Here is an 18,568-nt window from a genome sequence, read left to right as displayed (position 1 = left end):
AGTCGGCCTAAGCTGTCTTTGCGGCCCGCTGGCTCCGGCTGGCGGCACGCGCGAAAGGACCGTCATGCTGAACAACGCCCTGGTCACGACGATGCTGCCCGTCAGCGACATGGCCCGGGCCCGGGCCTTCTACGAAGGCAGCCTGGGCCTGGTGCCGGGCGGCCTGAAGCCGGACGGCAAGTTCGTCTACCAAGTGGGCGGCAGCACGCTGGCCCTCTTCCCCAAGCCCGGCGGCACCAAGGCGGACCACACCGCCATCAGCTTCAAGGTGGACGACATCGCCGCCAGCATCGCCGCGCTGAAGCGGGCCGGCGTCGTCTTCGAGGACTACGACTTCCCCGGCCTGAAGACGGTCGACCATGTCTGCGTGTTGGGCGCCGAGAAGGCCGCGTGGTTCAAGGACACCGAGGGCAACTACCTCTGCATCCACGAGGACCTGACGTAGCGGTCAGCCGCCGATCACGCCGCAGCCCACGCGTGCACCGCCGCCCCCCAGCGGCATCGGATGGTCCGAATGGTTGTCGCCACCGGCGTGAACCATCAGCGAACGGTTGCGCACGTCCGCCAGCTTGAGGCGGGGCCCCAGCACGGGCGATGTGGCCGTGCCGTCCGCGGCCACGAACAGCGGTGGCAGGTCGCCCAGGTGGCCGTCGCCCCAGGGTTCGCCGTGCTTCTTCGTGCCCTGCGGGTCCAGGTGGCCGCCGGCGGCGAAGGCGGGCGTCACCGTACCGTTGTTGTCGCCGGGTGCGCAGGAGGGCTTCTCGTGGACGTGGAAGCCGTGCTGGCCGGGCGGCAGCCCCTTCAGCGCGGGGTAGAAGGCCAGGCCGTAGGCGGTTTCGACGATGCGCACCGTGCCGAGGGCGGCGCCATCGCCTTGCTTCTCGGCCAGAGCCAACGGGACCGTGACCTCAGCGGCGAAGGCGGCCGAGCCGGCCAGCAGGCAGGCGCTGAGAACGAATGAGCGTTTCATCTGGATCTTCCGGGAATCACGAAGCCACCAAGCCTATCGACTGCCTCACGCCGCACCCCGCCCCCCTGTACCGGCTTGGCGGTACATCTCCACTGCATTGATGGGATGGCGGCGGGCGGCGGAAGATTCCTTCCGCGCCGCCGGAAGACAACCACCCCGCGGCGTTCTAGTCCCTTCCCGCAGCACCGGGAACCATGGCCGCCATGCATCAAGCCGATGCGAGACCGCTCCAAGGAGCTCACATGCTGCACCGCCTCCAGTACCTCGCCACTGCCATCCGCCACGCCTTCCGCCGCGGCGCCAGCCGCACGGTCGAGGCCGCGCCCTCCGCTGCACGCTCGCTGCGCCGCGTGCTGCCCCCGCTGCTCGTCGCCACCGCCGTGACCGCGGCCGGCTACGCGGTCGTCACGCACCCGCCCATCCAGGCCGTGCCGCACGGCCAGGCCGCGCTGCGCACCAACCAGTTCAGCGGCGGCACGGCCGAGTTCCGCGACGGCAGCTTCCTGCGCATCCCCGGCCTGCACGAGGTGCGCTTGTTCCCGCTGCGCGACCAGAGCTACCGCCCCGCCTCGATTGCCAAGGCCGGCGGCCCGGCGCCGCTGCAGTCGGTCGAGGGACTGTCGCTGGGCCTGGACATGACGGTGCGCTGGACGGTGGACACGACGCGCCTGCCCGAGCTGGCACGCAAGCTGCCCGACGACATCGAGGCCGACGTCATCACGCCGGCCGTGCAGGCCGTCGTCTACAAGCAGATCGCCCGCCACACGGTGCGCGAGATCTTCTCCAGCCAGCGCGCCGAGATCGCCGCGGCGCTGGAGGCCGAGCTGCGCGCCAGGCTGGCGGCCGATGGCATCGTGCTCAAGGGCGTGCAGATCGGCTCGGTGGACCTGCCACCCGACTACCGCCGCGGCATGGACCGGCTGCTGGCCGACAGCCTGGCCAGTGAGCGCATGCGCTACACGCTGGAGATCAGCGAGAAGAAGGTCAAGGAGACCGAGTTCGAGGCCGCCGCCGACAAGGTGCGCCGCGAGACCGCCGCCGAGGCCGCGGGCCGCGAGCAGATCATCGCCGCCAAGGCGCAGGAGGAGGCCATGAAGCATGTGCTGCCCTTCAAGCAAAAGCAGATCGAGCAGCGCGCGCTGGAAGCCCAGGCCGACAGCGCTGCGCGAGTCCAGCAGGCCGAAGGCGCGGCCAAGGCGCGCCGCATTGAGATCGATGCCGAAGCGGCCGCGCGCCAGAAGCTGGCCGATGCCGAGGCCTACCGTGTGGCGCAGGTGGGCAAGGCCAATGCCGGCCAGATGGCCACCGAGGGCGAGCTGCTGACCAGGCACCCGCTGCTGGTGCAGAAGGCCATGGCCGACAAGCTCTCGGACAAGGTGCAGGTCATCATCGCGCCGCCCGGCTCGGGCGGCTTCATCGGCAGCGCCCTGCTGGGCGGCACCACGCCCAAGGCCGCCGCGGCCGGCAACCCGGAGCAGGAGTAAGCCGCCATGCGCCGTTTTGCCCTGATCGTCGTCGCGGCCGCCGCCGCGGCCATCGTCATCACGCAGGCGGAGGCCGCCGAGCCGCCCGCCTTCCCGCGCGCCGGCCTGGTGTCGCAGGACGCACCGCTGCGCGGCGCACCGCGCGACACGGCGTCGCTGCAGGCCCAGATGGGCCGCGGCGAGGCGCTGGAGATCCGCGCCGAGCGTGGCGACCACTGGCAGGTGTGGGACTACCGCCGCGAGCGTGGCGGCTGGCTGCGCAAGAGCCAGGTCTTGCTGGTGCCGCGTGGCGAGGGCGCGGCCGCGGAGCTGCTGTCGCAGCTGCGGCTGGCGCGCCAGCAGTTCGGTACCGAGGGGCTGGGCCTGGGGCTGGCCGCGGCCTACGTGCAGGCCGCCACGCCCGCCGAACTCGCCGGCGCGGGCGGCGCCGAGGCGCTGGACGCGATGGGCACGTTTGCCGAGCGCATCGCCGACCGCGCCTCCGTCCCCACCGCCCGGCCCACCGAAGGCCAGCTTGCCGCGCAGATGGACGTGGCGGCGCGCTACGGCCTGAAGTTCGAGCAGTTCGAAGCCGAGGACGGCCGCGTGCAGGTCTGCTACGACGGCGAGGTGTTCCGCCGCCTGCTGGCCACGCCAGCCGTGCCCGAGCAGCGCGTGCGCGCGGCGCTGGCGCTGACGCGGCCCGACTGCCTGAACCCCCGCGCCACCGTGCGCGAGGCCGAGGCGCGCGACCAGTGGCGCCAGCAGGTGCTGGCCCAGGTGGACGCGGCCACGCTGGCGCCGCACTGGAAGAACCGCCTGTCGATGCGCCGCGCGTCGGTGGCTGCCAGCCTGGCGTTTGCGCAGGCCCGCCGGGGCGACGCGGTGCAGCCGCAGGCGCTGGCAGAGTTCGCCGCCATCGTGCCCACGGAGCTGACCGAGGACGACCAGGCCGCCTACGCCGACGCCGCCATGCGCGTGAACGCCGCGCGCTGGCTGGGCAGCAGCGCGGCGGCGCGCGACTTCGGTGCCGTGCAGCTGAGCCTGCAACCCGGCGCCGACGGCGAGCGCTGCGTCGAGCTGAAGGAGGCCGGCAAGCCCGCCGCGCGCCGTTGCAGCTTCGGCCAGGTGGCGCTGGCGTCCGCGTCGTTGAACCGCGAGGGCCGCGCGCTGGCCCTGGCCGTCCAGCCGCTGGACGGCTGGCGCGAGCTGTGGGTGTTCCAGAAGGGCCGCGACGGCTGGCGCATCGACGTCATGCCGCCCGCGCCGGCGCAGCCGGGGCTGGGCGTGGCGGAGTTCGCCGGCTGGGTGCCGGGCGGCGCGCAGATGCTGCTGGCGCGCGAGTTCCGCGCCGAGGGGAGGTACCGCCGCAGCTTCGAAGTGGTGGCGCTGGCCAACCTCGCCACCGAGCGGCAGTCGCCCGAGCCGGCCCTGCTGGGCGCCTTCCAGCGCTGGTCGGACCCGGCCTGGCGGGGCGGCTCGCCGATGCGGCGCTGATGGCTTGATCACCCGCAACTGCCACATCCGGGCCGCGGCGGCGCCAGAATCGCGGCCTTGCCACGGACTGCCGGACCCGACCATGCCCCAGATGTTGCTCATCGTCGAACCCATTGGCCAGCGCGCCGAACGCGGCCGCGCTGACGGCGAGGCCGTCTACCAGCGCATGCTGGACTTCGCCGCCGAACTGCAGGCCGAAGGCCTGTTGCTGGGCGTGAACTCGCTCGGCTCGGCGGCCAAGCGGCTGGCCAAGCGCGACGGCGGCGCCCAGGTCTGCGACGGCCCGTTCGCCGAGGCCAAGGAAATGGTGGGCGGCTATTTCCTGCTCGACACCGAGGACGAAGGCGTCGCGATGGCCTGGGCCGAGCGTTGCCCGGCGGCCGAGTGGGCGACGGTGGAGATCCGCGGCGTGGGGCCTTGCTATATGTGAGGCCCCTCGTCTGGTCTCGCGCCGCTGGACGCGGGCGAGCCCAGCCGGTCCCCCCGGGGGGACGGCCAAGCTTGCGGCATCGAGCCGCAAGCGTGGCCAGGCGGGCCGGCTTGGGGCGGCCCGGCGCTCGGCCCGGACACCGCCCCCCAATATCGAAAACTTCGTAGTTACCCGGAGTCTGTCGAAACCGGCTCGCATGGATCGTCGTGGGTATGAAGGCAGCGAAACGGCTGCCTCCCCACAGGAGAGACCCACCATGCGATTCATGATCCAAGTCCGCGCCACTGACGTCAGCGAGCGCGGCGAGCCGCCCGGCCCCGAGTACGCCAAGCTCTTCGAGGAGATGGGCGCCTTCCACGAGGAGATGGCGCGCGCCGGCGTGCTGCTGGACGGCGCCGGCCTGCGCCCCAGCCGCGACGGCTGGCGCCAGCGCTATGACGCCGCCGGCCGCCGCGAGGTGGTCGACGGCCCCTTCGCCGAGACCAAGGAACTGATCGCCGGCTACACGCTGATCCAGGTGCGCTCCGAGGAAGAGGCGCGCGCCTGGGCCAGCCGCTTCCCGATGCCCTTCGTCGGCATGGCCTGCGAGATCGAGGTGCGCCGGCTCTACGAAGACGCCGACTTCGCCCCGGGCGGCGACATGGCCATCCGCAGCGAGTGAGGAGGCCGCCATGAACAACCTCTCCCTCGTCCTCGTCTGCCTGGGCGTCGCGCTGCTGATGCTGCTGGCCTATGCCGCGACGCGGCCCGACGAGTTCCGCGTCGAGCGCCGCGTGCGCATCGCAGCGCCCGCCGAGCAGGTCTGGCCGCTGGTCGCCGAGCTGCGCGCCTTCAACCGCTGGAACCCCTACGAGCGCAAGGACCCACTGATCAAGAGCGCCTACAGCGGCGCCGCCAGCGGCGTGGGCTCGCGCTACGACTGGGACAGCCGCGAGGTCGGCAGCGGCAGCCTGGAGATCGTCGGCCAGCAGCCCGGCCGCGCCGTGCAGATGAAGCTGGATTTCGTGAAGCCCTTCGAGGCCCACAACCAGGCCGAGTTCACGCTGCAACCCACCCCTGACGGCGCGACCGAGGTGCGCTGGACCATGCACGGCCCCGCCAACTTCCTCAGCAAGCTGATGGGCGTGTTCATCAACATGGACAAGATGGTGGGCCGGGACTTCGAGGCCGGCCTGCAGAACCTGCGCCAGATCGCGGAGGTGAAGGCATGAAGGACTTGACTTTCAGCATCGACATCGCCGCCCCGGTGGCGCGCGTGTGGGACTGCATGCTCGACCCCATCGCCTACCGCGACTGGACGCGCGCCTTCTGCGAGGGCTCGTACTTCGAGGGCTCGTGGGCCCAGGGCAGCCGCATGCAGTTCCGCGACCCGGACGGCAACGGCATGGACGCCATCGTCGAGGAGAACCGCCTGCACCAGCGCCTGGCGCTGAAGCTGGTGGGCGACCTCACCGCGGGCCGCCCGACGGCCGACAGCCCGCTCAGCCGCGAACCCGCGCACGAGATCTACGAGTTCAGCGCCGCACCCGGCGGCGGCACCCACCTCGTCATCCAGCTGCGCGGCTGGGACGACGGCTTCGCCGACATGATGGCGGGCCTGTGGCCCACCGCCCTGCAGCGCCTGAAGACCCTCGCCGAATCCACCCACTGAAAGGCATCACCATGCAGATCAAGGTCACCAGCGTCATGGTCGACGACCAGGAGAAGGCCCTGGCCTTCTATACCGGCAAGCTCGGCTTCAGGAAGATGGCCGACATCCAGATGGGCCCCAGCTACCGTTGGTTGACGGTCGTGTCGCCCGAGGGCATCGATGGCGTCGAGCTGTCGCTGGACCCGATGAACATGGAGGCGTCCAGGGTCTACCAGAAGGCCTTGTACGACGCGAACGTCCCCCTCAACGCCTTCGTGACGACCGACGTCGAGGCCGAGGCGCGCAAGCTGCGCGAGCGCGGCGTCGTCGTGCGCGGCGAGCCGGTCGACATGGGCCCCATCAAGGCCGTCATGTTCGAGGACGGCTGCGGCAACCTCATCCACCTCGTGCAACCCTTGTGAGCCCCACCATGACCACCCACAAGCAGATCTTCGTCAACCTCCCCTGCAAGGACCTGCCCGCCAGCAAGGCCTTCTTCGAGGCCATGGGCTACGGCTTCAACCCGCAGTTCACCAACGACAAGGGCGCCAGCCTCATCCTGGGCGACAACCTGTTCGTGATGCTGCTGACCCGCGACTTCGCGCAGACCTTCACCAGCAAGACGCTGCCCGACCCCAAGGGCGCCACCACCGGCTGGGTGTGCCTGAGCTGTGACAGCCGCGGGGAGGTCGATGAGCTGGTCGCGAAAGCCAAGGCCGCCGGCGCCACCATCCCCAGCGAGCCGCAGGACTACGGCTTCATGTACGGCCATGGCTTCGAGGACCTGGACGGGCACCACTGGGAGCTCGTCTACATGAGCGGAACGCCGCCCCAGGCCTGAACTGATCGGGAGACCACCATGCAGATTCAACACAAGCTCACGCCCTTCATCTGGTACCAGCGCGGCGCCGAGGATGCCGTGGCGCATTACCTGAAGGTGTTCGGCAGCGGCGAAGTCCAGCACACGCAGCGTTGGGGCGAGAACGCGCCGGGCGAGGCCGGCACGGTCATGGTCGTGCAGTTCGAGCTGCTCGGCCTGCAGATGACGGCCTTCAACGGCGGCCCGCATTTCAAGCTCAACGAGGCCTTCTCGCTGACCGTCGCATGCGACGACCAGGCCGAGGTCGACCGCCTGTGGGAGCAACTGCCCGCTGGCGGCGGCCGCGAAAAAGCCTGCGGCTGGGTGGAAGACGCCTGGGGCTTGTCCTGGCAGATCATCCCCAGGGTCTGGTTCGACATGATCCGCGACCCCGACCCGGCGCGGGTGCAACGCGTGTTCCAGGCGGTCTGGCAGATGCAGAAACTCGACATCGCCGCCCTGCAACGGGCCTACGGCGGCGTTTGAAGCCGTGAGCCATGCCGACCTGGCCGCCGGCGTCTGGCGCATCGAGCGCAGCCGCCTCGTGGGCGCCGCGGCCAAGCTGCTGCGCGACCTCGACGAGGCCGAGGACTGCGCGCAGGACGCGCTCATCGCCGCCATCGAGACCTGGCCCCGCGACGGCCAGCCCGCCAACCCTGCCGCCTGGCTGATGACGACCACCCGCAACAAGGCCCTGGACCGGCTGCGCCGCCGCCAGATGCTGGAGCGCGAGCACGAGCACCTGGCGGCCGACGACGAGGCCGCCGGCACGCATGTCGTGCCCGACTTCGTCGACCACCTCGACGCCGCGCGCGACCAGGCCGAGATCGGCGACGAGCTGTTGCGGCTGATCTTCATCGCCTGCCACCCGGTGCTGCCGCGCGAGGCGCAGGTGGCGCTGACGCTGCGGCTGCTGGGCGGCCTGGAGACGGCCGAGATCGCCCGCGCCTTCCTGCAGCCCGAGGCCACCGTGGCGCAGCGCATCGTGCGCGCCAAGAAGGCGCTCAACGGCCAGGCCTACGAGCTGCCCGGCCCGGGCGAGCGCGCCCAGCGCCTCGGCGCCGTGCTGGCCGTCGTCTACCTGATCTTCAACGAGGGCCACAGCGCCGGCAGCGGTGCCAGCCTGCTGCGCCCGGCGCTGTGCGACGAGGCCTTGCGCCTGGTGCGTCAGCTGCAGCACCTGCTGCCGCATGACGCCGAGGTGCACGGCCTTGCCGCGCTGCTGGAGATCCAGGCGTCGCGCCTGCCCGCGCGGCTGGACGCCGAAGGTCGCCCCGTGCTGCTGCCCGACCAGGACCGCCGCCGCTGGGACGCGCTGCTGATCCGCCGCGGCCTGGTCGCGCTGGAGCGGGCACTGTCACTGGGTGAACCGGGGCCTTACACGCTGCAGGCCGCGATCGCGGCCTGCCACGCCCGCGCGGCGCGCGTGGAGGACACGGACTGGAGCGCCATCGTGGCCGGCTACGACCGGCTGCTGGCGCTGAACCCCTCGCCCGTCATCGCGTTGAACCGCGCGGTGGCCGTGAGCTTTGCGAGCGGCCCGGCGGCCGCGCTGCCGCTGCTGGACGTGCTGGCTGCCGAGCCGCAGCTCCAGCGCTACCCCTTCCTCGCCGGCGCGCAGGCCGACGTGCTGGAACGCCTGGGCCGCGTGGGCGAGGCGCGCGACGCCTACCTGCGCGCGGCGGAGCTGACCGACAACGAGGTGCAGCGGGCGCTGCTGCTGGGGCGGGCCAGGCGGCTGGCGAGTTGAGCCGGCCTATCGCTTCACGCGCCAGCCGGCTTCGGCAGTGTTTCTGACGCAGGGCTGCGCTCAATCGGCCTGGTAGATTTCCCGGCAGGGAAAGTACAAGACCTCGGAGCCCATGAGCACGAAACGACGATGGATGCAGGCCGCCCTGGTGCTGCTGCTGGCGCTGTCGACGCCGGCCTTTGCTGAACCGGCCGCGCTGCCCTCCGAACAGAGAACGCTGGGCGGCATCACCGAATACCGCCTGGACAACGGCCTGCAGGTGCTGTTGATGCCGCAGGCCGGCGCGCCGCGCATCGGCTTGACGGTGACCTATCGCGTCGGCAGCCGGCATGAAGGGCCGGGGCAGGCCGGCATGGCGCACCTGTTGGAGCACGTGACGTTCCGCGGCACGGCGTCCATCGCCGACCTCGGGGCCGAGATGCAGCGCCTGGGCGTCAGCTTCAACGGCACCACCAGCACCGATCGCACCAACTACCTCAGCACCTTTCCCGCCGGCGATGCCGCGACCACGCTGCAGCGCATGCTGCGGTTGGAGGCCTCGCGCATGAGCGAGGCGCGCCTGGCCGAGGGCGACTTCGCCAAGGAAAAGCCCATCGTGCTCAACGAGATGGGCCTGCACGACGGCGTGAGACGCATGCGCCAAGGGCTGCTCGCCGCCGCGTTCCGTCAGCATCCCTACGGCCGGCCCGTGATCGGCTACGAGGCCGACATCGAGCAGCTGTCGCTGCCGACGCTGCAGGCCTTCTACCGCCGCCACTACCGGCCCGAGAACGCGGTGCTGATGCTGACCGGTGGCTTCGAGCCGGTCCAGGCGCTGGCGGCCGTGGCCGAGATCTTCGGGCCGCTGAAGAACCCCGAGCCGCCTGCCGCGGCGCTGCTGCCGCCCCTGCCCGAGCAGGCCGAACCGCAGCAGACGGCGCCGCGTGTGATGACCCTGCGAACCGCCAGCACGGCCCTGGCCGTGGGCTGGCGCGTGCCCGGCATGGCGCACGAGCACGCGGCGGCCGTCGTGGTGCTGGCGCAGCTGCTGGGGCAGGTGCCCGCCCGCCTGACCGAGCGCAAGCCCGAGCGGCCCTTTTCGCTGGCCGTGCTGGGCGAGGCGGGCCGCACGCGGGACCCCGCCCTCCTGGGCCTGGTCGTGCAATCGCCCAACACCCCGAGCGCGAACGCTGACTCGCGGCAGGCGCTGCTGTCTCTGGAATCGCAGTGGACCGACCGCCTGCAGGACCTCAGGCGCGCCATCAGCCCCGAGCTGGTACGGCAGATGACCGACACCCGCGCCCGTGAGCTCGCCCAAGCGCTTCGCGACCCCATGCGGGCACCGGCGCTGATCAGCGACGCCGTCGGCGCGGGCGACTGGCGCCTGGCATTCTGGCTGCAGGAGCGTCTGGCCGCGCTGAAGCCGGCGGCCGTGTACGCGGCCGCGGACCTGTACCTGCGCAGCCTCAACCGCGTCAACGCCCGTGGCGTCACCGATGCCGCCGTGCCGAGACAGGCCATGCAGTTCGAGGAGCAGCCCGTGACCGGCATCGCCAGCTGGTTCGAGCGGCCGGTGGAAGTCGCGCACGTCAGCGACCCCGCCGGGGAGATTGGCGAACTCAAGCCGCCGCAGGCGCTCGGCGCGGGCGATGCCTTTGAGACCGACCCGGTGCTGCTGGAGCGCGCGTCCAGGCGCTACCTGCTGCCCAGCGGCATCAAGCTGGGCGTGCTGCCGCGCAACTCGGCGGACGAGCGCGTGGCCGTGATGCTGGGCTTTCGCTGGGGCCGTGCCGACGACATGGCACGGCTCGCCGGTTGGCGCGCGCTGAGCGGCTCCATGCTGGAGGCCGGTGCCGCCGGCCGCACGGCCGCGACGATCCGCCAGCTCAAGAAGGCGCTCCAGGCCGAGCTGCGCGTCGCCAGCGGCCCGCAGTCGGTGACCGTGCAGCTGCTGACGCGGCGCCAGCATCTCGCGCCGGCGTTGCAATGGGTCAAGGAGCTGCTCAGCGAGCCCGATCTGCCCGAGGCCGCCTTCGAGGTGGAGCGCAACGCGGCCCTCGCCCGCCTGGCCGGCGCCGAGCGCAACAGCAGCGAAGGCCGCACCAGCGCCCCGGAGCGCGAGCGCCAGCACCGCATGGCGCAGATGGGCCTGCAGCCGGGCGACGCGGGCTACCAGCCCTCGGGCGCCGAGCTGGCCGCGCAGTGGCGGGCGTTGACGGTGGCGGACGTGCGCGAGTTCCAGCGCAAGCATTGGTCGGCCAATGATCTGAGGATCACCGTCGCTGGCCAGGTGCCGGAGGGGTTGGTGGCGCTGGTCGAGAACCTCTTCGCCGGCTGGAAGAAGCCCGACGCGCCGGCCTACGTGAGCCCGGCACCGGTGCACAAGCCGGTGGCGGCAGGGCGCTTCGCCACGCTGTCGCCCGGCGCTGCGAGCGGCGAGGGCGACGGGCAGCCGGCCGTCGTGATCTCGCTGATGCAGGAGCTGCCACTGAGCCGTGGCGACGAAGCCTATTACCCCATGCTCGTCGGCACGCGCATCCTCGGCGGCGGCGCGATCAGCGGCGGCCGTCTGGCAGAGCGACTGCGTGTGCAGGACGCGGTGAGCTACCGCGTCGACGCTCAGCTGCGCGTGCCGGGCGACGGCGACCGCGCCGGCCTGCGCCTGCAGGCCAGCGGCGCACCCGGCCGCGCCGCGCAGGTCGAGGCCGCTTTGCGCGAGGAGGTGCAGCGCCTGCTGGCCGAAGGTGTCAGCGCGGAGGAGGTGGCGCACGCGCGCTCTCGCCTGCTTGCCGACAGGCGTCAGCGGCTGAGCAGCGAGATGGGCCTGGCCGGCGCGCTGATGGTGCAGCTGGAGCGCGAGATCAGCTTCGCGCAGCTGCTCGCCGAAGAGGAAGAAGGCCTGGCCGCCGTCACGCCCGAGCGCGTGCTGCTGGCCCTGCGCCGCCTGCTCAAGCCGGATCAGTGGGTGACCCTGATCGCGCGTGCTCCCAGCTGACGCAGCCGAGGCATGCATGGGCAGCGTCACCGCGGCCTGTAGGGCCCAGCCTACGTCGACGCGCGGTGCCGATGGCATGCCTGGCCACAACCGGCTGGCCTACATTGGATCCATCGCGAGCCCGCATTGCTGCACCGACCTGCAGCTCGATGGGCAGACCGATGGAAGGCCTGGCGCCCACGCGCCGGGCCTTCTTCTTTACGCGCCTGACCTGGGCCTGCGTGCGTCTCGCAGATGCGCGGCAATCCAGAACCACAGCGCCGCCCAGCCGGCGCCGAAGGCCCAGCCGGCAAGCACGTCGCTGGCCCAGTGCACGCCCAGCATCACGCGGGTCACGCCCACCAGCACGGTCATGAAGGCCGCGGCGCCGATGAGGAAGGCCCGCATGCGCAGCCCCGCCTGCCGCTGTGCCACCAGCACGCCCACGGTCAGATAGAACACGGCGGACATGCTCGCGTGGCCGCTCGGAAAGCTCAGGCCGTCCTGCACGACCGCGGCGAAGGCCGGGTCCGGGCGCACGCGGCCGAAGCCGCTCTTCAGCGCCGTCACCGCCAGTGCGCCGGTGATCATGGCCAGGCTCACCGCCGCAGCCCGCGCCGGCCGGCCCGCCATGCACAGGCAGCCGGCGGCGAGCACCGTGAACAGCGTCATCACCGGCGTGCTGCCCAGGCTGCTCAGCTCACGCATGACGGCCTCCACCAGCGGGTGCGTGGCGCGCCACTGCTGCGCCAGGTGCAGCGCTGCCGTGTCCCAGCGGGCGGTGTCCGACTCGCGCATCTCGCCGGCCAACGCCGCGAAGCCGCTCAAAGCGAGCATGGCAAAGGCAAAGGTCAACCAGCGGCGGCCGGTACGGGATTGCAAGCCCAGGCGCTGCGGCAACGACCGCACGCTCATGAGCGCGGCAACAGCGCCTTGGCTGCTTCGATGCGCAGGGGCAGCGCGGCAGTCTCGTCGTTCAGCACCTGCTGAAGGAAGCGCCGCGGATCCACGTCCGGGCTGGCGACGGGTTGGGTGGCGGCGCGCGGCGCGTTCGGTGGCGGCGCTTCGGGCGCCGGGCCATCCAGCGGCTGCAGGCGCCGGATCGCGGCGTCCAGCGCGACCGGCTCGATGCTCTTGAGCTTCGCCAGCAGGTCCGCCTGGCCTTCGACGCTGGGCGGGATGTCCAGCCAGGGCGTGTCGGCGAACACCGGTGCCAGGTCTGGCGCGACGAAGGCCGACCAGTTCTCCGAGCCTGCCTGCTGGGCCGGCACCAGCGCCGCCCGCCACGATGGCTCGGTGGCCGACGGCATGGACCGCAGGCGGGCCGGCGCGACGCCCGCGAGATAGCGGGCCGTCAGCTGTGACAGGAACGCTGCCGCGCGGGCGGCGCTCGTCGCCTCCTGCAGCGAGAACCACAGCTGCAGCCCGTCCGTGCCCGACACGGCGATGGCCGGCGCCGGCAGCCCCAGGTCCGCCTGCACCCCCTGCCAGACCCGGGACAGCGCGTCCCACCCGGCGGGGCGGGCCAGCTCCAGCATCATCGCCCGGAGTTCGCCGCGCGCGTTGATGAGGCGGCCGTCAGCAGCTTCGCCGGGGTGCGACGACGGCAGCAGGTACAGGCGCTGCAGTTCGGACTGGAGGCGATTCATGTCCCGCGGCGGTCAACGCTCACCCGTGTTCTCGCGCAGCATGCGCTGCATCAGCGTGAAGAAGCGGTCGTAGAACTCGCCGGCAGGGATGGTCTCGGACGCGACCTTCACGAGAGAGTCGTCGCTGGACGACAGCGGCACGGAGATGGAGCCCAGCGCGCTGACCCCGAGACTCGCGGCCTGCGGGCTCTTCTTCAGCGCATAGCGGTCCTGCTGGGCGCTGACGTAGGCGGTGGCGACCTGCTGCTTCGGCCCGTCGCCCACGCAGACGACGTTGAAGGCGATCTCCACATGCATCTCCCCGCCGGGCTGGAAGTGCTTGCTGCCGCGCACCAGGCCGCTGTCGGCCTTGCTGATGACGTAGCCCTGGCTCAGCAGCGCGCGGCGTGCGGCCTCGCAGGTGGTCTCGACATTGGCGTCGAACAGCCGCGAGAAGGTCTCCTCGGCGGCGAAGCTCTCGCGCTGGTAGACCTTGCCGGCGGTCTTGTCGGACGAAGAAGGCAGGCTGCCACAGCCGGCCAGCAGCGTGCCGACGAGGAGCGGCAGGATCAGGGAACGAAGGCGATGCATGTGGGGATTATTCCGTCGTCGGGAGGCAGCAGGCCAGGGCACCTGCGGGGCCGGTGACGGGGCCAACGCCGCCGGTCCGCCAACCGATGACAGGGCAAGCCGCATGCCCCCAAGTGCGGTGCTCCAGAATGGCGGCATGAATGACACCAAGCGCCGCTTGCTGCTGGCATTGGCCGCCCTGCCGTTGGCGGCCGGCGCCGCCGAAACCGCCGTGGGCGGCCACGGCATGGCGGTGTTCGGCGGGCGCGAGGGCCTGTATGCCTCGCACCTGCCGATGTTCCATGCGCCGCATGACAGCCAGATCGTGCTGCGCTTTCACTTGGCCGACGCCGCAGCCGACCGCGCGCTGCGCGACACGCTGGCCGCGCGGCCGCGGCTGTGGACCTTCGACCCCGAGACTTTCGACCTGCTGCGCCTGGACCCGGGCCACGCCAGCCCGCTGCGCGAGTTCAAGGCGCGTTTCTTCGAAGGGCATTTCGAGCGGGGCGGGAGACCGCAGGCCGGCGAGCAGCGCGTCGTCGTCGACGAGGTGCTGCTGTTCCGCCGCCTGAGCCCCGCGCTGCGCGACGCCGCGACGGGGCGCTACCGGTTGATCGGTCAGGGCGGCGAGTGGTTCGCCTTCAAGACGATAGACCGCCGGCCGGACTTCGACCACATCGTGCGGCTGGATGCACCCGTGCCGCGCGGCGAGGTCGAGGTCCCGCTGCAGGGCCTGGAGCGGCCCGGTGCGGCGGTGCAGCGCGCCTTCCAGGCCCGCGGCCTGGCGGAGGTCTATTTCGAGACCGGCGACCTGCGCTGACGGGGAGGGGCGCTGATCGAGCGTCGGCCACAGGCTGCCCGGCGGTCGGGCGGCTGTCTCTTTTTAGGGTCGGCCCGCTTGCCTTCGGCGCCGGGTTGAACGGTCCTTTTTCACAGCGCCCCCGATTGGTTCGCGCGGCCCGCCGGTGCCGCTGCCTAGACTCGCCGGCGTCTGCGGGGGGCGGCATACGCATCGCTCTGGACCGCGGCAGCGACACCGAGGGAATACACAAGATGGCTTCGTCCAAGAACATTCAGCTCACCGCACTGGTGGTGGCCAGCGCATTGGCATTGACCGCCTGCGGTGGCGGCGGCAGCAGCGGCAGTGATTCGCCGGCACCGCCGCCGGTCACGGTTTCCAACCCCATCACGGTCACACCTTCGCTCGGCCAGTTCTCGGCCGGCACCGTGGTGGTGGCCTACAAGCTCGACGGCACGACCGAGATCGCGCGTGGCACGGTCGACGCCAATGGCGTCGCCAAGATCGACCTGGGCAGCCACACCGGCGCCGTCGTCGTGAGCGTGCAGGGCGGCACGGGCGTCACCTACTTCGACGAGCACACCAAGACCAATGTCAGCTTCCCGGCCGGCCAGACGCTGTCTGCCGTCGCGCCCGGCGGCACGGCCACCGTCGGCGTGACGCCGCTGACCGAGGCCGCCAAGCAGCAACTGGCCGCGGCCGCCGGCGGCATCGCCGCCGCCACCGACACGACGATCGGCGCGGCCAACAAGACCGTGGCCGCCGCCTTCGGCCTGGCCGATGCGCTGACGCCGCCGGTGCTGATCAAGGACGCCACCGCCAAGAACACCGACAACAGCGACGCCGGCCGCTATGCGCTGGTGCTCGCGGTGCTGGCGGGCAGCGGCGACGCGGGCGTGCCTGCCCACGAGGCCGCGGCCGCGCTGGCCAAGGACTTCGCCGCCGACGGCAAGCTCGACGGCAAGGGCCCGGGCGGCACGGCCGTCGGCAAGGTCGACGTGGCCAAGCTGACCACCAACTATGGCGACATGCTGGCCGACGCGGCCAAGACCTTCGCCAAGCCCGACGTGGCCGCGGTCATCGAGGCCGAGGCTGCCGCCAAGCTCGTCAACATCATCACCGCGCCCAAGGCGCCTGACGCCAACACCACCGGCATCAAGGCCGCGCGCGACGTCATCGCCGACGTGCGCCTGTCGGCCAGCATCGCCGACGGCCAGCTGCGCGCCACCGGCAAGGCGCTCGCCGATGCGGTGACCGCAGTCAACGACAGCACTCGCCTGGCCATCGAGCACTACGAGCTGCTCAGCATGGGCGGCACCTTCATGTGGTCGCTCATCCAGGGCGACACAGCCGGCATGGTGTCGCGCGCGCCGACGGCCGTTGGCTGGACCAAGCGCTACAACCCGAGCGGTAGTCGCCCCGCGATGGACTGCTACAGCGATACCGCAGAGGCGGCCCAGACTACCCGCGTCGTCTGCAACTATTCGCGCCGTCAGGGCCGTAACCTGGAGAAGCCGCATGAGTGGAGCCGCTTCCGCGTCGTCTTCACGCGCGGCGCCAACGCCGGTGACTTCAACTGGGACGCTCTGGCCCAGACGTCGACCAACGGCACCTTCGCCGAGGGTGACGTCACCAACCTGCCCTTCGGCACCGAACAGGACGGCGTCTTCCACTTCGAGCTGACCGAGCCGGGCAACGCGACGGCCGCCACCAAGGCCAAGGCCTCGATCAAAGGCGCGTTGCCTTTCGGCATGGCCCAGATGGCGACCGACAAGCAGGACCTGGACCTCACCGTCAACGCCTCGCTCGCCGAGCTGACCGCCGGCGCCGTCGCCGACGCCACCATCGCCGGCGCCATGACGCGCACGGTGGGTGGCAAGACGGCCAAGATCGAGTTCCTGCCCGACTCCAAGATCGCCGTCGACGAGACCAGGAGCTCGCTCGTCGCCAGCCTCGGCGTGAAGGCCACCGTGGGCGACTACACGCTGACCGGCTCCCTCAGCCAGAGCGACACCGCCACGCTGCTGGCCGCCACGCCGACGCCCACCACGGCCAAGTTCACCGGCTCGGTTGTCGGCACCAGCGGCGACTCGGCCAGCATCGAGGCGACGGCCAAGATCAGCAAGCTCGACACCGTCGGCGAACTGCATGCCGGCACCGTGTCGCTGGCCGGCAAGGTGACGACCAAGGCCGGCCTCGTCGTTCAGCTGGCCGTCGGCGCCGAGCGTGCCGAGGCGGGCAAGGACGTGACCAGCGTGACCGTCACCCAGCAGTTCACCAGCGGCGCGGGCGAGCGCAAGGTCAGCGTGGCCGCCAAGCTGACCGCGGGCGAGCTGGACGGCCCGCTGACCATCACTGCCAGCCGCAACGGCCTGGCCGTCGCGGCGACGGTCACGCGCGGCAGCGACGGCAAGATCACCGGCTCGATCAAGGCCGGCGACCAGGAGGTCGGCACCGTGTCGGGCACGCAGATCAACTACAAGGACGGCACGACCGAGAGCCTGGGCTGATCGCCAGGTTCCCGAAGTCCCGCAAGGCCCGCGGCCCAGGCGCGCGGGCTTTTTTTTGACCGCAGCCATGGATGCCCACTTGCACCTTCCCCGCCTTCGCCACTTGTCCCGGCGGCTTCTCGCGCTGCCGCTGTGCGCTGGGCTGGCCGCGCCCGCCGGCGCGGGCACGCTGGGCGACACCCTGGCCGACAACCCGGCCCGCATCGCGCCCGCCGGCCTGCGCGTGCAGGCCGACGCCCGCGTCGACGCCTTCAGCGACCCAGCACCCCTGCTGCGCCTGGACGACAAGGACTGGGGCCGGCATGCACGCAGCCGGCATGCGCTGAACCACGCGCAGCTGGCGGTGCAGGCCTCGGCCGGCTTCGAGGCCGGCGGCTGGCGCCTGAGGGCGCTGACCCGCAGCGGCGGCATCGCCACGGCCAGCGCCGACACGGTGACGCTGCTCGGCCTGCTCAACCGCGACGAAGCGCCGGGCAGTGGCACCTCGTTCGACCTCGACTACCGCCTGAACTACTGGCGGGGCGATGGCCTGAGCCTGGGCCACGGCTGGCACTGGACACCCGCGCCGGGGCAGCGCCTCGAAGTCGGCGCCTCCCTGCAGTACCTGGGCCGCATCGAGCTGCTGCGCGAGGTCTTCACGGGCATCGCCACGCCGGCCGGTGCGGACCGCATGCTCTTCAACGGCCAGCACCTGCGCGCCGGCAACCGCATGCGCACCGACGACCCGAGCCGGTTCAACCCCTTCGTGCGCGAAGGCAACCCGGGCGGCCACGGCCGCGCGCTGGACCTGGGCGCACGCTGGACGCTGTCCGAGCGCTGGCAGCTGGAGCTGGCCGGCTTCGACCTCGCGGCACGGCTGGACGGCCGCGACATGCCCGAGTCGCTGCGCGTCGGCCGCTTCCTCTACGACGCGCAGGGCCGGTTGATCGGCAATGCCGACGGCTCGGCCGCCGTGCAGGGCCAGGACCGCCGCGCCGACCTGCGCATGCACCCGCGGGCGCGCTGGCTCGGCCGGCTCGGCTGGCAGCAGCACGCCTGGCAGCTCGATGTGCTGTGGCAGTCGCATGCCGGCGTGCGCGAGATCGAGCTGGCGGGCCGGCGCAACCTGGGCGACAGCGGCTACTGGGTCGGCGCCTCCGCGACCGCACGCCACGCGGCCCTGGGCCTGAGCGCGGGCAACGCGTGGTTCAGCGCCGGCCTGACCCTCAGCAACCCGCGCGCCGGCGCGGCCCGCACGCTGGGTGCCGCGCTGCGGCTGAACTTGCCGCTGCCCGGCGCGAGCCCGGTCCGCGATTGACGAGGTCAGCCGGCTCACAAGAACAAAGTTTCGGACCGGCCCCAGAGTGAAGCTGAGGCAGTCAAGCGACCATGCGAGACGGCAAAGTCTCGAACTTCGATCCTCGGCACAGGTTGCAAACCACTCAGGTCGAAGGTCAATGTCTCGACCTCGTTTCCCGCGGGAAACTTCAGTGGGGGCTGATGACAAAGTGTCGAACTGCCTGTCAATGT

Annotated in this window: 19 protein-coding genes; 15 read left to right on the top strand and 4 right to left on the bottom strand. The window is 71.6% G+C overall.

All coding sequences use genetic code 11. The annotated features are described in order from the left end of the window. The first annotated feature begins 64 nt into the window (after positions 1 to 64). A complete protein-coding gene (locus ASD35_RS15040) occupies positions 65 to 445 on the top strand; it encodes a VOC family protein (RefSeq protein ID WP_056875748.1) in 381 nt (126 codons plus the stop codon). Positions 446 to 448: 3 nt separating this feature from the next. Here ASD35_RS15040 and sodC read toward each other — a convergent pair whose 3' ends face one another. Then, the gene (gene sodC / locus ASD35_RS15035) at positions 449 to 970 is read right to left on the bottom strand and encodes a superoxide dismutase family protein (protein ID WP_056875747.1); all 522 of its coding nucleotides are present in this window, start codon (positions 968 to 970) and stop codon (positions 449 to 451) included. A 242-nt stretch (positions 971 to 1,212) separates the two neighbouring features. On the opposite strand from sodC, the gene ASD35_RS15030 reads away from it, so the two are divergent. The 11 genes from ASD35_RS15030 to ASD35_RS14980 all read left to right on the top strand — a co-directional run bounded on the left by ASD35_RS15030 (position 1,213) and on the right by ASD35_RS14980 (position 11,573). Next, on the top strand, positions 1,213 to 2,454 hold the full coding sequence (locus ASD35_RS15030; protein WP_056875746.1) for an SPFH domain-containing protein: 1,242 nt from the start codon (positions 1,213 to 1,215) through the stop codon (positions 2,452 to 2,454). 6 nt (positions 2,455 to 2,460) lie between these two features. Beyond that, a complete protein-coding gene (locus ASD35_RS15025) occupies positions 2,461 to 3,930 on the top strand; it encodes a hypothetical protein (RefSeq protein ID WP_235538355.1) in 1,470 nt (489 codons plus the stop codon). An 82-nt stretch (positions 3,931 to 4,012) separates the two neighbouring features. Further along, a complete protein-coding gene (locus ASD35_RS15020; protein ID WP_056875745.1) occupies positions 4,013 to 4,360 on the top strand; it encodes a YciI family protein in 348 nt (115 codons plus the stop codon). 256 nt (positions 4,361 to 4,616) lie between these two features. Then, complete coding sequence (locus ASD35_RS15015) at positions 4,617 to 5,021, top strand: YciI family protein (RefSeq protein ID WP_056875744.1); 405 nt, start codon at positions 4,617 to 4,619, stop codon at positions 5,019 to 5,021. A gap of 10 nt (positions 5,022 to 5,031) precedes the next feature. Next, positions 5,032 to 5,571, top strand: coding sequence for an SRPBCC family protein (locus ASD35_RS15010; protein WP_056875743.1), 540 nt, complete (start codon positions 5,032 to 5,034; stop codon positions 5,569 to 5,571). Then, entirely contained in the window at positions 5,568 to 6,011 is a 444-nt protein-coding gene (locus ASD35_RS15005) for an SRPBCC domain-containing protein (RefSeq protein ID WP_056875742.1), read from the top strand. The genes ASD35_RS15010 and ASD35_RS15005 overlap by 4 nt, the downstream gene beginning before the upstream one ends. Before the next feature lie 11 nt (positions 6,012 to 6,022). Next, positions 6,023 to 6,412 carry a VOC family protein gene (locus tag ASD35_RS15000; protein WP_056875741.1) on the top strand — a complete coding sequence of 130 codons (390 nt, stop codon included), beginning with the start codon at positions 6,023 to 6,025 and terminating at the stop codon, positions 6,410 to 6,412. Positions 6,413 to 6,420: 8 nt separating this feature from the next. Then, complete coding sequence (locus ASD35_RS14995; RefSeq protein ID WP_056875740.1) at positions 6,421 to 6,831, top strand: VOC family protein; 411 nt, start codon at positions 6,421 to 6,423, stop codon at positions 6,829 to 6,831. Positions 6,832 to 6,849: 18 nt separating this feature from the next. Next, on the top strand, positions 6,850 to 7,335 hold the full coding sequence (locus ASD35_RS14990; RefSeq protein ID WP_056875739.1) for a VOC family protein: 486 nt from the start codon (positions 6,850 to 6,852) through the stop codon (positions 7,333 to 7,335). Between the two features lie 4 nt (positions 7,336 to 7,339). Then, positions 7,340 to 8,599, top strand: a complete 1,260-nt coding sequence (locus ASD35_RS14985) for an RNA polymerase sigma factor (protein WP_056875738.1) — start codon at positions 7,340 to 7,342, stop codon at positions 8,597 to 8,599. Between the two features lie 112 nt (positions 8,600 to 8,711). Continuing rightward, positions 8,712 to 11,573, top strand: coding sequence for a pitrilysin family protein (locus ASD35_RS14980; protein ID WP_082580176.1), 2,862 nt, complete (start codon positions 8,712 to 8,714; stop codon positions 11,571 to 11,573). Positions 11,574 to 11,771: 198 nt separating this feature from the next. On the opposite strand, the gene ASD35_RS14975 is transcribed toward ASD35_RS14980, so the two are convergent. From ASD35_RS14975 to ASD35_RS14965, 3 genes are all read right to left on the bottom strand, one after another. Continuing rightward, positions 11,772 to 12,389: a phosphatase PAP2 family protein gene (locus ASD35_RS14975; protein WP_162254467.1), complete on the bottom strand. Its 618-nt coding sequence runs from the start codon at positions 12,387 to 12,389 to the stop codon at positions 11,772 to 11,774. 74 nt (positions 12,390 to 12,463) lie between these two features. Continuing rightward, positions 12,464 to 13,201 carry a hypothetical protein gene (locus ASD35_RS14970; protein WP_056875735.1) on the bottom strand — a complete coding sequence of 246 codons (738 nt, stop codon included), beginning with the start codon at positions 13,199 to 13,201 and terminating at the stop codon, positions 12,464 to 12,466. 12 nt (positions 13,202 to 13,213) lie between these two features. Then, the gene (locus ASD35_RS14965; RefSeq protein ID WP_056875734.1) at positions 13,214 to 13,771 is read right to left on the bottom strand and encodes a DUF2242 domain-containing protein; all 558 of its coding nucleotides are present in this window, start codon (positions 13,769 to 13,771) and stop codon (positions 13,214 to 13,216) included. 136 nt (positions 13,772 to 13,907) lie between these two features. Between ASD35_RS14965 and ASD35_RS14960 the strand changes: the two genes are divergently transcribed. From ASD35_RS14960 to ASD35_RS14950, 3 genes are all read left to right on the top strand, one after another. Beyond that, positions 13,908 to 14,570 (top strand): hypothetical protein, encoded by a 663-nt coding sequence (locus ASD35_RS14960; RefSeq protein WP_056875733.1) that lies wholly within the window; start codon positions 13,908 to 13,910, stop codon positions 14,568 to 14,570. A gap of 233 nt (positions 14,571 to 14,803) precedes the next feature. Next, positions 14,804 to 17,059: a hypothetical protein gene (locus ASD35_RS14955; protein WP_157275579.1), complete on the top strand. Its 2,256-nt coding sequence runs from the start codon at positions 14,804 to 14,806 to the stop codon at positions 17,057 to 17,059. A gap of 103 nt (positions 17,060 to 17,162) precedes the next feature. Beyond that, complete coding sequence (locus ASD35_RS14950) at positions 17,163 to 18,356, top strand: hypothetical protein (protein WP_056875731.1); 1,194 nt, start codon at positions 17,163 to 17,165, stop codon at positions 18,354 to 18,356. Positions 18,357 to 18,568: the final 212 nt, after the last annotated feature.

The sequence above is a fragment of the Pelomonas sp. Root1444 genome (genome assembly GCF_001426885.1).
GTDB lineage: Bacteria > Pseudomonadota > Gammaproteobacteria > Burkholderiales > Burkholderiaceae_C > Pelomonas.
The sequence above is the reverse complement of the archived record's forward strand: the minus strand, read 5'-3'. Positions and strand labels throughout refer to the sequence as shown.